Below are 13,683 nucleotides of genomic sequence, written 5' to 3' on the forward strand. Positions count from 1 at the left end.
GCCTGAGATTAGGTATAGCGCGGCTAGAAAATAAAGCCAAGAGCAAAACCCACTAAAATGAGGATTGGCGCAGGTATACGGGTAAAGAGGAGCAGACAAAAGGTGGCGACTACTATGCCAAAATTAAGTGGTGTATTATCGATTGGGCGATAGAGCATAACGGCTGCGGCTACTACCATGCCTGAACTTACGGCACTTATACCTTCCAGCGATGCCCGCACGACCCTGTATTTTTTCAGGTCATCCCAAAAGCGGATCACAAAGAAGATCAGGAAAGTGCCGGGTAGGAAGATGCCAACTGTGGCTACCAGTGAGCCGAGTAGTTGCCCCCACACACCGTGTTCGCGCATAGCCAGATTGCCGATAAAAGAGCAGAAAGAGAAGACCGGTCCGGGAAGGGCTTGTACAATGGCAAACCCTGATAGAAACTCTTCAGCTGATAAGTATTCCTTAAAGTCAACAAACTCAGTGAACATGAGGGGAATCAGCACCTGTCCACCGCCAAATACCAGGCTCCCGTTTCGGTAGAAATTCTCAAATAGCCTGATGGGGAGTGACGATGTAGCTCCACCCAACACAGCTGCCGTGATCAACACGCCTACATAAAGTATAAAATTGGCCCACTGAATGTTTAGTTTCTTGTCTTTTTCCTGCGGGTGCTGCCTGAAACGGAGTGCCGTAATGGCTCCTCCAGCCAGCAATAGCAGCGGGTATACCCAAGGCGAATGAAAAAAGTAGGCCAGTATACCTGAAACCACCATAATACCAATAGCCAGCTTGGTATTTACTACTTTGGAGCTGATTGCGTAGGCTGCATAAGACACAAAGCCTACCGCCATGGGTTGTATGAAGCGCAGGAATTGGAGTGATATGTTGTTTTCCTGGAGGTAAGAAATACCTATTGCGGCTGCAGCCATGATGCTGGAGGCTGGTAGCAACCATACCAACAATGTCAGGTAGGCCAGATTGGGGCCGCCAATGCGATAGCCTATAGCTGTCAGAGTTTGGGTAGAGGTAGGGCCAGGGAGGATTTGGCACAGGGCATTGAGTTCAATCAGTTCCTGCTCTGTCAGGTAGCGACGCTTGTTCACCAGCAACCGGAACATCATGGCAACATGTGCCTGCGGACCGCCAAAGGCGGTCAGGGCGAGCAACAGTACGTCTTTCAGGAAGATGTAGTAGCGCAGACTCATGCCGTAGGTTCAAAAAAAGAGAGACAGTGCGGACACTATCTCTCTTCTTACTGGTTTCAGTTCAGTTAAGCTTTCTTGAGCCCAAGCTCCACCAGGCGCTCGTTCAGGTATTCACCTGCAGTAGCATCAGGATAGGCTTTCGGGTTCTGCTCGTCTATGCAGCTCTCCAGGCAAGTCAGGTCCATTTCTGAACGCGGGTGCATGAAGAATGGAATAGAATAGCGGGAAGTATGCATCAGCTCACGCGGCGGGTTTACCACACGGTGAATAGTCGACTTCAGCTTGTTGTTGGTCAGGCGGGCGAGCATGTCGCCTACGTTTACAACTACCTGCTCTGGCAGGGCCGTGATCGGGATCCACTTGCCATCGCGGCGCAACACTTGCAGACCGTCGGCGCTGGCACCCATCAGCAAAGTGATCAGGTTGATGTCACCGTGCTCAGCAGCACGAACTGCGTCAGCCGGTACCTGGTCAGGGTTTTCGATCGGGAAATAGTGGATTGGGCGCAGAATACTGTTGCCGTACTTCACTTTCTCGTCGAAGTAAGTTTCTTCCAGACCCAGGTGCAGAGCGATGGCGCGCAACACCTGTTTGCCGGCTGCTTCCAGTTTTCTGTAAGCTTCCAGCGTTACCTCCTCAAGTTCTGGTACTTCCGATGGCCAGATATTAGCCGGATATTCTGCCTTGATCGGATCACTGTCCGGAATACCGCTCAGTTCCTGACCTACGTGATAGAATTCTTTCAGGTCACCGGTATTGAAACCTTTGGCTTTTTCCTTGCCCTTGCCCACATAGCCACGCTGGCCGGCAAGTTCCGGATTTTCATATTTTTGCTTTACCTCATCGGGCAAGGCAAAAAATTTCTTAACGGCTGCATAGAGTCTTTCCGTCAGGTCATCGCTCAGGCCGTGGTTTTTCAGGGCAATAAAGCCAATGTTCTGATAAGCGTTTCCCAATTGCTGCACAAACCGCGCTCTGCGTCCTTCATCTCCCGATGTAAAATCAGCTAAGTCCAATGAAGGAACTTCATCAAACAAAATCTCGCTCATATAGTCTTTTTTGTATACTTTTACGTTAATATTACGTAGTGCGCAATATACAAATAAAATCAGTATATTGGCTATTTGCTAATTCAAACCCTCTTTCGATGAAAAAAACCTACTTACTCTTTGCTTCGGCCCTTATGCTGGCATTTGCTTCCTGCGATACAACACGCCAGATGCAGGATGACGAAACGCGTACCCCTGTGATGGCTACTACTACAGGGCCAACACCTACCGGAGCTGTTATGAGCAAGGGCGGATTGCGTGTATTCGCTTTCGACGATTCACAGAAATACCCGGAGTCACAGCTTCGCCTGAATACTCCTCCAGCTAACGGTGTAGTGCAGCCAGGGCCGGTAGAGTTTTCGTATGAACTATCTAACTTCCAGTTGACCCGTATGACGCCACACTCCAATTCGGAGTTTATGGCCAACTCGCAGGAAGGACAGCACATCCATAACATCGTAGACAACGAGCCTTACACCGCGCATTATGAGACTTCATTTACAAAAGAGATGGAGGAAGGCGAGCACGTGGTACTTTCATTCATATCGCGTTCTTACCATGAAAGTCTGAAGCACAGAGGTGCTTACGACCTACGCATGGTGACAGTAGGCAGACCACAGCAACGTATGGAGTTCGATATGAAGGGCCAGCACATGTTCTACAGCCGTCCGAAGGGCGAGTACGTAGGTAGCGACACCCGCCGCATCATGCTTGATTTCTACTTGGTGAACACCGACCTGTCAACTACTGGCAACAAGGTGCGTGCTACGATCAACGGCAACGAGTTTGTGTTAGACAAGTGGATGCCACATATCATTGAAGGTTTGCCAATGGGCGAAACAACCATCAAGCTGGAGCTGATCAACAATGCTGGTGCTGTTATACCTGGTCCTTACAACTCGGTAACACGCACAATCACTTTGAAAGAAAGCTAAGATTTAAGTTATCTTATAATCCATTAAAAAAAGCCCGCGACCTCCATCGCGGGCTTTTTTGGTATAATTTTGGCTATATAGTTTATAACTAATGTTTAGCAAGCCTGTACATCGGATTTGCTAAAACCTTCAAACACTTAACCACTTCCTATTACATGAGAAAACAACTACTTGCTGCCGTTACAGCACTGGCTCTCTTTGCTTCCTGTAAAAAAGATGATCCCGTTGCTATACCTACACCTGAGTTTACTATTCCGGAAGAGTTTTATACCATATGGGAGGGTATTACTTTTAAAGATATAAGCGAGGCTGATGCTTATAAGTGGGACTTAGGGAACGGTGAGACATCTGAATACCGGGTGCCAGATACGTTTAGGTATACACAGCCTGGGAGCTACACTGTAAAGCTTACAACGTATATCAACGGCCATGCCAGTACTGTAGAGAAAGAGGTAAAGGTGGCTCAGTTGTATGCCTACGAGGTAGAGCTGCGCAGTTATGTTGAAAACTATGCCCTGGAAGGTGGCGATTTGGCCGCTCCTTCAGAAGGTAAACCTAATGTATACCTACAAGTCTTCACTTATGATAATAATTTAGCAGAGCAGGCCATATACAGGAGTGATACACGGTATGAAGTTTCAAGAGAAGAACTGCCATTAACCTTTCCAGTAGATCGAGTACCAATCGGTAGTGAATACTGGTCATACATTTATCCATACTTCAGGTTTTATGACCAGAATGATGACAAGTCAGACAGGCTTATAGCCCATAACAGAGTGGGAGAAGGTAGTTCTAGGTTCCATCTCGATAAAGCATCCAGAGAAGGGTACTATACATACCAGCGTGGTACAGACGACTGGGGGTCGCATTTAGTAGTAAAGTTCAAGGCGGAGCTTCCATAAAAAAGCGAGGGCCACCAGTACTGGTGGCCCTCGCTTTTTTATGGAAGCTTGCTTCTACTCCTTCGGCTTATTTTGCCCTCCCTGGTTCGGGTTGGCAATCGAGTTGCGCATGTCGGTATCGCTTTGGATGTTCTGCATCTTGTAGTAGTCCATGATGCCGAGGTTGCCGCTCCGGAAAGCAGCTGAGATGGCCTGCGGAATCTCTACTTCGGCTGCAATTACAGAGGCACGGGCTTCCTGGGCTTTGGCCTTCATTTCCTGCTCCACAGCAACGGCCATGGCACGGCGCTCTTCGGCTTTCGCTTCAGCTACTTTCAAGTCAGCGCCTGCCTGGTCAATCTGCAGTTTCGCTCCAATGTTCTCACCCACGTCAATATCAGCAATATCAATCGAGAGAATTTCATAAGCTGTACCGGCATCCAGGCCTTTTTGGAGTACCAGTTTCGAGATGATATCCGGGTTTTCAAGTACACTTTTGTGGGAGCTGGAGGAGCCGATAGACGTTACAATACCCTCACCTACACGGGCCAGGATAGTCTCTTCACCGGCGCCACCTACCAGTTGCATGATGTTGGCTCGCACCGTAACACGGGCTTTGGCGATGAGTTGGATGCCGTCCTGCGCTACAGCGGCTACATTTGGTGTATTGATCACTTTCGGGTTTACGGAAGTCGTCACAGCCTCAAACACATCACGACCTGCCAGGTCGATGGCGGTAGCCTGCTTGAAGGATAGCGGAATATTCGCCTTGTCTGCCGAAATAAGGGCTTTGATTACATTTGGCACGTTACCGCCAGCCAGGTAGTGGGTTTCGAGCTCAGTGGTCGTTACATCTATACCTGCCTTGGTAGCATTGATCATAGAGTTTACGATGAGGCTTGGCGGTACCTTACGAATACGCATGAACACCAGCTCCAGCAGGCCTACCTTAACACCCGAGAACAGGGCTGTGATCCAGAGGCTGATCGGCACAAAATAAAGAAAGATAAGCAGCAGGATAATGCCACCCGCAATCAGGAATAAGACTGAAAAATTTTCCATTGAGTTGTTTTAGGTAATTGCTTCTACTGTGATTTTATTCGCTACTATTTTGATAATGCGCACGGGTGTGTTTGGCGCCAGAAAAGCGCCAGTGGTCTGTACCTCATGGTGTCGCTCCTTAAAAAGGGCAGTTCCCTGCGGACGCAGCGCCGAAACAGTCTTGCCTTCTTCGCCAACCTCAAGTAAGTGAGGGCTTTCCTCGTTCACCCGACTTTTAATACTGTCTTTGAGCGCAAACCGCGACCAGGCATCCGACCTGAAACTGTAGAAAAGAGCCACTCCGCCGGCCAGGACGGACCCTGCCAGCACCAAATGTCCGGTTTCCGTTCCCAGGGCGGCATAGCTGATCCAGACGCCCACGGCAACGAGTATAAAGCCCAGAATACCGACAATGGTAACGCCCGGCACAAATATGAGCTCTACCACGATCAGAACAAGACCGATGCCAATGAGCAGCACTACTGTAAGCCAGTCTAAGAGCATAGTTTGGGAGTAGGTTTAGGTAAATATAGCGATTTTGCGATTCAATTACCCTGATCGCTTCATTTAATTTATACTGTGCGTAAAACAAAAAAGCCATCTCCCGCAGGAAATGGCTCTCTTTTTATAAATTTTGATTAATCCTCAGGTATAGCCGAAGCTTAGTAAGCCTTTGCAAAATATACACGCTGCTTCGATGACTTGCCTGTGATCATATCCACGCCGTCTTCTTCAGGCGTATTGAGGGCGATACAACGTATGGTTGCTTTTGTTTCTTCCTTGATGCGCTCTTCCGTTTCTGGTGTACCATCCCAATGTGCCAGCACGAAGCCGCCTTTGGTTTCCAGTACCTGCTTGAACTCCTCGTAGCTGTCTACCTTCGTCGTGTTTTCTTCACGGAAGGTATAGGCACGGTTGTAAATGTTCTCCTGAATCTCGTCAAGCAAGGCAGGGATGTAAGTAGCCAGGCTGTCGAATTGCTGTGTGCTCTTCTCCTTGGTATCGCGGCGGGCCACTTCGGCGGTACCGTTTTCCAGGTCGCGTGCACCGATGGCCAGACGAACCGGAACCCCTTTAAGCTCCCACTCGGCAAACTTAAAACCAGGACGTTCAGTATCGCGGTTGTCAAACTTCACGCTGATCCCTTTAGCTTCGAGCTCTTTCTTCAGCTGCAGCACTTTCTCGCTGATCTGCGCCAGTTGCTCTTCGCCTTTGTAAATCGGTACGATCACCACTTGGATAGGTGCCAGTTTTGGAGGCAGTACCAGGCCTTCGTCATCGGAGTGGGCCATTACAAGTGCACCCATCAGGCGCGTGCTCACACCCCATGAAGTTCCCCATACGTGCTCCAGTCCGCCTTCTTTGGTGGCAAACTTCACATCAAATGCCTTGGCAAAGTTCTGGCCCAGGAAGTGCGAAGTACCTGCCTGTAGCGCCTTGCCGTCCTGCATCAAGCCTTCGATGCAATAGGTATCCAAAGCACCAGCAAAGCGCTCGTTTGGCGTTTTCACACCACGGATTACCGGCAGGGCAATGTATTGTTCAGCAAAGGTGGCGTATACCTCCAGCATCTGCTTTGTTTCGGCAATGGCTTCCTCAGCGGTAGCATGGGCCGTGTGGCCTTCCTGCCACAGGAACTCTGCGGTGCGCAGGAACAGGCGGGTACGCATTTCCCAGCGTACTACGTTGGCCCACTGGTTCACCAGGATAGGCAGATCGCGGTAGCTTTGGATCCAGCCTTTGTACGTGTTCCAGATCACAGCTTCCGATGTTGGGCGTACGATCAGTTCTTCTTCCAGTCGGGCATTCGGGTCAACGCGCAGCTTGCCTGGCTTATCAGGGTCGGCTTGCAAACGGTAGTGCGTTACTACGGCGCATTCCTTGGCAAAGCCTTCGGCATTCTGCTCTTCGGCTTCAAACAAGCTCTTGGGTACAAACAGCGGGAAATAGGCATTTTCGTGGCCAGTGGCCTTAAACATGTCATCCAGCTGACGCTGCATTTTTTCCCAGATGGCGTAACCGTAAGGTTTGATCACCATGCAGCCACGCACAGCGGAATTTTCCGCTAAACCGGCCTTTTTCACCAGCTCGTTATACCACTGCGAATAGTCTTCGCTTCTTTTTGGCAGCCCTTTGCTCATTATTTGAAAAAATTTATTTAATATCAGTAATTGTTAATCTTTTTGGAATGAATATTGCTTTCCACATAGTGAAGATTTAATATCATTCTCGCCCAAAATTACGTTAATATATTATACTATTGATAAGGTTTTGCGCTATTGTGTTTATATCTTTGATATAGAAGCATTTTTAGACACAGAAGGCCATGAAAAAATTAAACATATACACCGCACTAGCCCCTGTGATTGCACTTTTCGCGGTTGGTTGCAGTAGCCCGGTAGCTATGCAGTCGACCGAGTATGATGATATGTACTACAGCTCATCAGATCATACCGAGTATGTGCAGCCCCAGGCTCAGGCTTCCCAACAGCAGCAGTATGCTTCAGCTGAAGACAATCAGCAGGCCGCTACTGGTGATGTAACTCAAAACTATACTGCCGACGAGTACTATGACGGACGTACCTATCGTCCGCAGGCAACCTGGAACACCACTAACTATGCCTACGTGGATCCATACTGGACAACTGCTTACGTGCATCGTCGCGTTAGTCCATTCTACGACCCGTTCTTTTATGACCCATTCTACGATCCATTCATGTATGACCCGTTCTTTCACAGAGGCGGCATGCGTGTGAACATTGGCTTGAGCATGGGTTGGGGATCCGGCTGGAACCGCTGGGGACATCCCTGGGGACGCCCTTATGGTATGTATGATCCATTCTGGGGTGGCGGATACTGGCCACACAATAACTATTATGCCGGCTTCTACCACGGATATAACCGAGGGTTCTATGGCAGTAACCGCTATATCTATGACCGCCCGGGTGTCGTGCAGCAGCGTCAGGTGCAGTACGGGCCACGTGGTGAGCGCAGCGTAGTGCCAGCCTCAGGTAACCCAGAGCGAGTAGCCGGACGTCCGAACAGATCGGAGTCTGTAAGAGATGAACAGCGTTCTACGCAAGGTGTAGACTATGCCCGCCCTGGCAGAACAGAGCGTGCCACAGGCAACACAAACGTAAGAGGCCAGGAAATCAACGCAGGAGAGAATACTAGACGTACTCTGCCAGCCAGACCGGCCACTACAAACCGTGGTTATGATCCGCAGAGCGGTCAGGTAAGACCATCGCGTCAGCAGCCGGAAGGCCAGCAGCCAGTACAGCGACTCAATCAGTCAAGAGAAGGCAATGTGTCGCCGGCAACGCAGCCACGACCAGTGGAGCGCCAGCAACGTATACAGCAGCCTACGCAGCGTCAGGAAAGAATTCAGCAACCTGTGCAGCGTCAGCAGATTCAGCGCCAGCCAGTACAGCGTTCTCAGCCAAGCTATCAGCGCAGCCAGCCAGTACAGCGTTCGCAGCCAAGCTACCAGCGTAGCCAACCGGTGCAGCGCTCGCAGCCTAGCTACTCACCACCAACCAGAAGTTCCGGTACATCTAGTCCTCCGGTACGAACTAACTCCAGCGGCGGTGGCCGTGGAAATAGAGGAGGAAACTAATCACAAACCCCTGATCCATGAAAATAACTAAGATTGTTTCCGCCAGCCTGGCACTAATGCTGGGCTGGGGCGGAACCGCTTTTGCCCAAGACGAGGTAGACGCACTGCGCTACACCCGTTACGGACTCACTGGCTCCGCACGCATCCAAGGTATAGGCGGAGCGCAAACGGCACTCGGTGCAGACGTTTCCACCATGGCATCTAACCCAGCAGGCTTGGGCATGTTCAGACGTTCAGAGTTTAGTATTACACCCGGCCTTGGCTTCTCCACTTCAACCGGACGTGTCGGCGGAATTTCCACAAACGACGAACGCAACAGCGTAGCAGTACCTCACATTGGTTTTGTGTTCGCTGACCGCCAAAGTGATGAGAATAGCGACTGGCGCGGTGCTACCTTCGGTATAAGCTTCAGCAGGCTCAATAATTTCAACAACAGAACCTCATACCGCAACACAGCCGGCGGACAGGATCCAACTATTGTCGAATACTTTACAGAGCTGGCAAACCTGCGTGGCCGCACGCAAACAGACCTGGACAACGAGTTCGATAATGGATTCACTACTATGGAAGGCTTAGCCTATGGGACTTTTCTTTTTGACTTTGACGAAGACGGCTTTGCTATACCTACTGATCGGATAGGAAATGTTAACCAATCAGAGGAGATTATCAGAAGAGGTTCTCAGAATCAGATTGATATAGCTGGTGGTACCAGCTATCGCGACAAAATATACCTGGGAGCGTCGCTTGGTGTGATTACGTCAGATTTCAGGCAGGAGCGCATCTTTAGGGAGACAGAAGAAAATGCCAGTACCGATTTTACCAGTCTGGAGCTGCGTGATGAGTACAGAACACGCGGAACAGGCGTTAACCTGAAACTGGGTATCATCGTTCGGCCGTCTGATGTCATCCGACTGGGAGCATCCATCCAAACGCCGACCCTGTATAACTTCAACGAAACGTACCAGCGCTCTATGTATTCCCAGTTTTTGCCGGGTGAAAATTACAGTGCCGTGGAACTACCTGGTGAGTTCTCCTATAAGCTTACAACGCCTTTCCGTGCATCGGGTGGTGTGGCCTTTTTCCTTCAGAAGTACGGTTTCATAGCCGCAGACATTGAGTACGTGGACTATGCAAATGCCCGTTTTTCTGAAAGTGATGATTTTGGAGGCAACAGCACTTACTTTAATAGCGTGAATGACCGCATTTCAGGTACGTATCAGTCGGCCCTCAATTTCAGGTTGGGAGCGGAGGCGCGTTACGAGGTGTTCCGCTTCAGAGCAGGTTACGCTATAACTGGTGACCCCTACCGCAATGCCGATTTTGATGGCAAGATAAATACCTTCACGCTGGGCACAGGTATACGCCTGAACAGATATTATGCTGATGTTGCCTTTACGAGCTCGACGTCCAATAGCCTGTACAGCCCATACAACTTCAACGATCCTACTGTATTCGTTCCAGTAGTAGACATTGAAGATAAGCTGAACACCGTGATGCTGACCTTCGGGTATAATTTCTAAAGATTTTTTCCTGTTTTCAGAAAGGCGGCAGATTCCGAAAGGGATGCCGCTTTTTTGTGTCTATACCTGTGCGCGGTATGGTTTTGGCGGTAAGGTATGGCAATACCATATTATTCTGATAAATTAGCAAACTAAACGTTAACAACACCTAAACACATGCATATCAACCTTAAAACTAATTTTCTGGCTGTCGTGCTTTTGTGCTTTGCCTTTGTAGCGCAGGCGCAGCAGAAAAAAGAAGTCACGCTGGAGGACATCTACCGCAATGGCACCTTCTCGGCCAAGTCGGTGTACGGCGTGAACTGGATGAACGACGGCCGCTACTACAGCTCGCAGGTAGCGGACGAGAAGAACGGCGTAAACGACATTGTGCGCTACGACGTGACTACAGGCCAGCCGGTGAACACCATCATCGAAGGCGAAGACCTGAAGCCGGAGGGCAGTGACAAGCCAATTAAGTTTGATGGCTATACCTTCAGCTCAGACGAGAAAAAGGTATTGTTCGCTACTGAAAGAGAGCAGATCTACCGTCGCTCTTCAAAGGCTGATTTTTATGTGTACGACATCGCCTCGAAGAAACTAACCAAACTGAGCAACGGTGGCAAGCAGTTGTATGCGACCTTCTCGCCGGATGCGAAGCGTGTCGCTTTTGCGCGTGAGGGAAATATGTTTTTTGTGGACCTGAGCAACATGCAGGAGACGCAGATCACCAACACTGGTAAGTTCAACTCCATCATCAATGGCTATGCGGATTGGGTATACGAGGAGGAATTTTCGTTTGCACAGGGTTTCCACTGGTCACCGGACGGCTCTAAGATCGCTTTCTATACCTTCGATGAGACCAACGTGCCGGAGTTTAACATGCAGATGTGGGGTGAGCTATACCCACAGGATTACAAGTTCAAGTACCCGAAGGCTGGTGAGGCCAACTCTATCGTAACGGTATCGGTGTACAATTTGGGCAATGGCCAAACAGTGAAGATGGATACCGGCAACGAAGCCGATATTTACATCCCGCGCATCAAGTGGACAAACGACAGCAACCTGCTATCTATCCAGAAGATGAACCGTCTGCAGAACACACTGGAGCTGCTGCACGCCAACGCGACAACTGGTAAGGCCAACGTGGTGCTGAAGGAGACAGACAAAGCCTACATCGACATCACTGACGACCTGACTTACCTGAAAGATGGCAAGCACTTCATCCACTCTTCTGAGAAAGACGGCTTTAACCACCTGTACCTGCACAACATGAACGGCAAACTGGTGCGTCAGATCACAAAGGGTAACTGGGAAGTGAGCAACTACATCGGATACGATGAGAAGAACGACCGCCTGTATTACATGTCCACGGAGGTATCGCCACTGGAGCGCCACCTGTACAGCATCAACAGTAAAGGCAGCAAGAAAAACCGCCTTACTGAGAAAGCTGGTACACACCGCGTGAACATGAGCAACGACTTCAAATATTTCCTGGACTACCAGTCTGCTGCTAACGAGGTGCCTACTGTAAGCCTGCACACGGCTAAAGACGGTAAGTCAATTAAGGTGCTGGAGGATAACCAGAAGCTGAAAAACACACTGGCCCAGTATGATATCGCCAAGCAGGAGTTTTTCACCATGAAAACCCCGGATGGCACGCAACTGAACGGCTGGATGATCAAGCCAACTGATTTCGATCCGAAGAAAAAATACCCGGTATTGATGTTCGTGTACGGTGGTCCTGGATCACAGACGGTGAACAACAGCTGGGGCGGTGCCAACTACCTGTGGTACCAGGTGCTGGCCAGCAAAGGAGCCATTGTCGTGAGCGTGGACAACCGTGGTACTGGTGCCCGTGGCGCTGACTTCAAGAAAGTGACTTATGCGAACCTCGGCAAGTATGAGATTGAAGACCAGATCGAAGCAGCCAAGTGGTTGGGCAACCAGCCGTACGTGGACAAGGACCGCATCGGTATCTGGGGTCACAGCTACGGTGGTTACATGACATTGCTTGGCCTGACCAAAGGCAATGGTGTGTTCCGTGCAGGTATATCGGTAGCCCCGGTGACGAACTGGCGCTTCTACGACACTATTTATACAGAGCGTTACCTGAAAACGCCGCAGGAAAATGCTGCTGGCTACGACGATAACTCGCCGTTATTCTTTGCCGACAAACTGCAGGGTGAGCTGTTGCTGATCCACGGTACCGGTGATGACAACGTGCATTTCCAGAATGCGGTGGCTATGCAGGACGCCCTGATCAGCGCCAACAAGCAGTTCGAAAGCTTCTACTACCCGAACCGTAACCACGGCGTGGGTGGCGGCATCACGAGCCTGCACCGCTTCAAAATGATGACCGACTTCCTGGAGCGCAACCTGATCAACCCGACTACAGAGCAAAACCAATAAGGTATAGCTAGTACTAAGGACTTTCAGGAGACGGACAAAAGTCCTTCCAGGTATAACATGTTACTATACCTGGAGCGAAGTTTGAAAACTGAAGTTTATACCTGAGCAACAAGGCTCGCCAGCAATGGCGGGCCTTATTGCTTTTAGGGCCTAGCTGTTTTTCCGTTGCAGGGCATTGAGGTGCAGGTATAGCCGCTGCTTTTCTGTGTCAGGTATAGCAAACTGGTTTATCTGAGTGTGTAGTTGTGCCCGTTCCTTCTCGGTAACCGGGGTATGGCCATGCAGCTTCTCCAGCACCGTTTTGATGAAAGAGGCTAGTTGGTCGGCCTGGCCTGTGAAGTGGTTGAGCAGGTTAAGCAGGTCCCGCACAAAAGCATTGCAGCTGTGGTCAGGGTAACGCACCTTATGGTCTATTTCGCTCCAGCCTTCCTCGAAAAGCGTGCGCAGCTGTATCTCTGCAAAGTAGCGCTGTCGTTTAGGCTGGGTGCTCACTACAAAGTGCACCGCCCGGTAGCCGTGGTCGTGCAGACGGATGTTTACACCGGCTTTTTCAAATTCTTGAATAGTAGTTGTAGCTGTGCCAGGGGAGATATAGGCGAAAGGAGGGCGCTTCAGTTCCCAGGTGGCTTGTATGTGTTTTCCCAGAGCATGCCAGGTAGTCTTGTGTAGGTATAGCACCCGCACCCCAGCCAGGTCATTGATCCAGTCGACGTAATTATGCTCGTCAATGTGGCGGTCAGGATATTCTGATTTCTTGCGGATCACCTTGCGCAACAGGTGCAGCGGGTCCTTTACCCGATAGCGCACAGCATGCACTTCGGGTAGGTGCTGCAGGCTTTGGGCTGTCTGCGCTGCAATCTCCAGTAACTCTGGCTTACGCCGTAGAAAGTCATGGTAAATGCCCACCAGCGTCTGGGGTGCTATACCTTGCGCACGCCATTCTGACTCGCCCAGGCCAAGCGAGTTGAGTAACCTGGAAGCAGATTGTCCCGAACTTGTGTTTTTATTCAAGCCTCTAAGTCGCTGTTTTTAAATACTTACGTGATAAACCGTTGAA

Annotated in this window: 11 protein-coding genes; 5 read left to right on the forward strand and 6 right to left on the reverse strand. The window is 50.0% G+C overall.

The features are described 5' to 3' along the window. Window positions 1-23: 23 nt before the first annotated feature. Together chrA and Q1A54_RS00400 are read right to left on the reverse strand one after the other, a co-directional pair. A complete protein-coding gene (chrA, locus tag Q1A54_RS00395) occupies window positions 24-1,193 on the reverse strand; it encodes a chromate efflux transporter (protein WP_196119279.1) in 1,170 nt (389 codons plus the stop codon). 65 nt (window positions 1,194-1,258) lie between these two features. Beyond that, the gene (locus tag Q1A54_RS00400) at window positions 1,259-2,242 is read right to left on the reverse strand and encodes a 2-oxoglutarate and iron-dependent oxygenase domain-containing protein (RefSeq protein ID WP_007654196.1); all 984 of its coding nucleotides are present in this window, start codon (window positions 2,240-2,242) and stop codon (window positions 1,259-1,261) included. Window positions 2,243-2,340: 98 nt separating this feature from the next. On the opposite strand from Q1A54_RS00400, the gene Q1A54_RS00405 reads away from it, so the two are divergent. Together Q1A54_RS00405 and Q1A54_RS00410 are read left to right on the forward strand one after the other, a co-directional pair. After that, window positions 2,341-3,177, forward strand: coding sequence for a hypothetical protein (locus Q1A54_RS00405; protein WP_196119277.1), 837 nt, complete (start codon window positions 2,341-2,343; stop codon window positions 3,175-3,177). A 155-nt stretch (window positions 3,178-3,332) separates the two neighbouring features. After that, window positions 3,333-4,079: a PKD domain-containing protein gene (locus tag Q1A54_RS00410; RefSeq protein ID WP_299984184.1), complete on the forward strand. Its 747-nt coding sequence runs from the start codon at window positions 3,333-3,335 to the stop codon at window positions 4,077-4,079. 54 nt (window positions 4,080-4,133) lie between these two features. Here Q1A54_RS00410 and floA read toward each other — a convergent pair whose 3' ends face one another. From floA to proS, 3 genes are all read right to left on the reverse strand, one after another. After that, a complete protein-coding gene (floA, locus tag Q1A54_RS00415) occupies window positions 4,134-5,120 on the reverse strand; it encodes a flotillin-like protein FloA (RefSeq protein WP_007654193.1) in 987 nt (328 codons plus the stop codon). A gap of 9 nt (window positions 5,121-5,129) precedes the next feature. Then, on the reverse strand, window positions 5,130-5,603 hold the full coding sequence (locus Q1A54_RS00420; protein WP_299984186.1) for an NfeD family protein: 474 nt from the start codon (window positions 5,601-5,603) through the stop codon (window positions 5,130-5,132). A 158-nt stretch (window positions 5,604-5,761) separates the two neighbouring features. Continuing rightward, window positions 5,762-7,240, reverse strand: a complete 1,479-nt coding sequence (gene proS / locus Q1A54_RS00425; RefSeq protein WP_196119273.1) for a proline--tRNA ligase — start codon at window positions 7,238-7,240, stop codon at window positions 5,762-5,764. Between the two features lie 185 nt (window positions 7,241-7,425). On the opposite strand from proS, the gene Q1A54_RS00430 reads away from it, so the two are divergent. The 3 genes from Q1A54_RS00430 (at window position 7,426) to Q1A54_RS00440 (ending at window position 12,626) form a co-directional block, all read left to right on the forward strand. Continuing rightward, window positions 7,426-8,715 (forward strand): hypothetical protein, encoded by a 1,290-nt coding sequence (locus tag Q1A54_RS00430; RefSeq protein WP_299984188.1) that lies wholly within the window; start codon window positions 7,426-7,428, stop codon window positions 8,713-8,715. 17 nt (window positions 8,716-8,732) lie between these two features. Next, on the forward strand, window positions 8,733-10,235 hold the full coding sequence (locus tag Q1A54_RS00435) for a hypothetical protein (RefSeq protein ID WP_299984190.1): 1,503 nt from the start codon (window positions 8,733-8,735) through the stop codon (window positions 10,233-10,235). A 156-nt stretch (window positions 10,236-10,391) separates the two neighbouring features. Further along, on the forward strand, window positions 10,392-12,626 hold the full coding sequence (locus Q1A54_RS00440) for a S9 family peptidase (protein WP_299984192.1): 2,235 nt from the start codon (window positions 10,392-10,394) through the stop codon (window positions 12,624-12,626). A gap of 150 nt (window positions 12,627-12,776) precedes the next feature. On the opposite strand, the gene Q1A54_RS00445 is transcribed toward Q1A54_RS00440, so the two are convergent. Further along, complete coding sequence (locus Q1A54_RS00445) at window positions 12,777-13,637, reverse strand: RelA/SpoT domain-containing protein (RefSeq protein WP_299984193.1); 861 nt, start codon at window positions 13,635-13,637, stop codon at window positions 12,777-12,779. Window positions 13,638-13,683: the final 46 nt, after the last annotated feature.

This window comes from uncultured Pontibacter sp. (assembly GCF_947502515.1).
Classification (GTDB): Bacteria; Bacteroidota; Bacteroidia; order Cytophagales; family Hymenobacteraceae; genus Pontibacter.

Excerpts from the sequence above, each read along its gene's own strand:
- floA (WP_007654193.1), bottom strand. The coding sequence starts at position 5,120 with ATGGAAAATTTTTCAGTCTTATTCCTGATTGCGGGTGGCATTATCCTG.
- Q1A54_RS00400 (WP_007654196.1), bottom strand. The coding sequence starts at position 2,242 with ATGAGCGAGATTTTGTTTGATGAAGTTCCTTCATTGGACTTAGCTGAT.
- Q1A54_RS00435 (WP_299984190.1), top strand. The coding sequence starts at position 8,733 with ATGAAAATAACTAAGATTGTTTCCGCCAGCCTGGCACTAATGCTGGGC.
- Q1A54_RS00420 (WP_299984186.1), bottom strand. The coding sequence starts at position 5,603 with ATGCTCTTAGACTGGCTTACAGTAGTGCTGCTCATTGGCATCGGTCTT.
- Q1A54_RS00440 (WP_299984192.1), top strand. The coding sequence starts at position 10,392 with ATGCATATCAACCTTAAAACTAATTTTCTGGCTGTCGTGCTTTTGTGC.
- proS (WP_196119273.1), bottom strand. The coding sequence starts at position 7,240 with ATGAGCAAAGGGCTGCCAAAAAGAAGCGAAGACTATTCGCAGTGGTAT.
- Q1A54_RS00405 (WP_196119277.1), top strand. The coding sequence starts at position 2,341 with ATGAAAAAAACCTACTTACTCTTTGCTTCGGCCCTTATGCTGGCATTT.
- Q1A54_RS00410 (WP_299984184.1), top strand. The coding sequence starts at position 3,333 with ATGAGAAAACAACTACTTGCTGCCGTTACAGCACTGGCTCTCTTTGCT.
- chrA (WP_196119279.1), bottom strand. The coding sequence starts at position 1,193 with ATGAGTCTGCGCTACTACATCTTCCTGAAAGACGTACTGTTGCTCGCC.
- Q1A54_RS00430 (WP_299984188.1), top strand. The coding sequence starts at position 7,426 with ATGAAAAAATTAAACATATACACCGCACTAGCCCCTGTGATTGCACTT.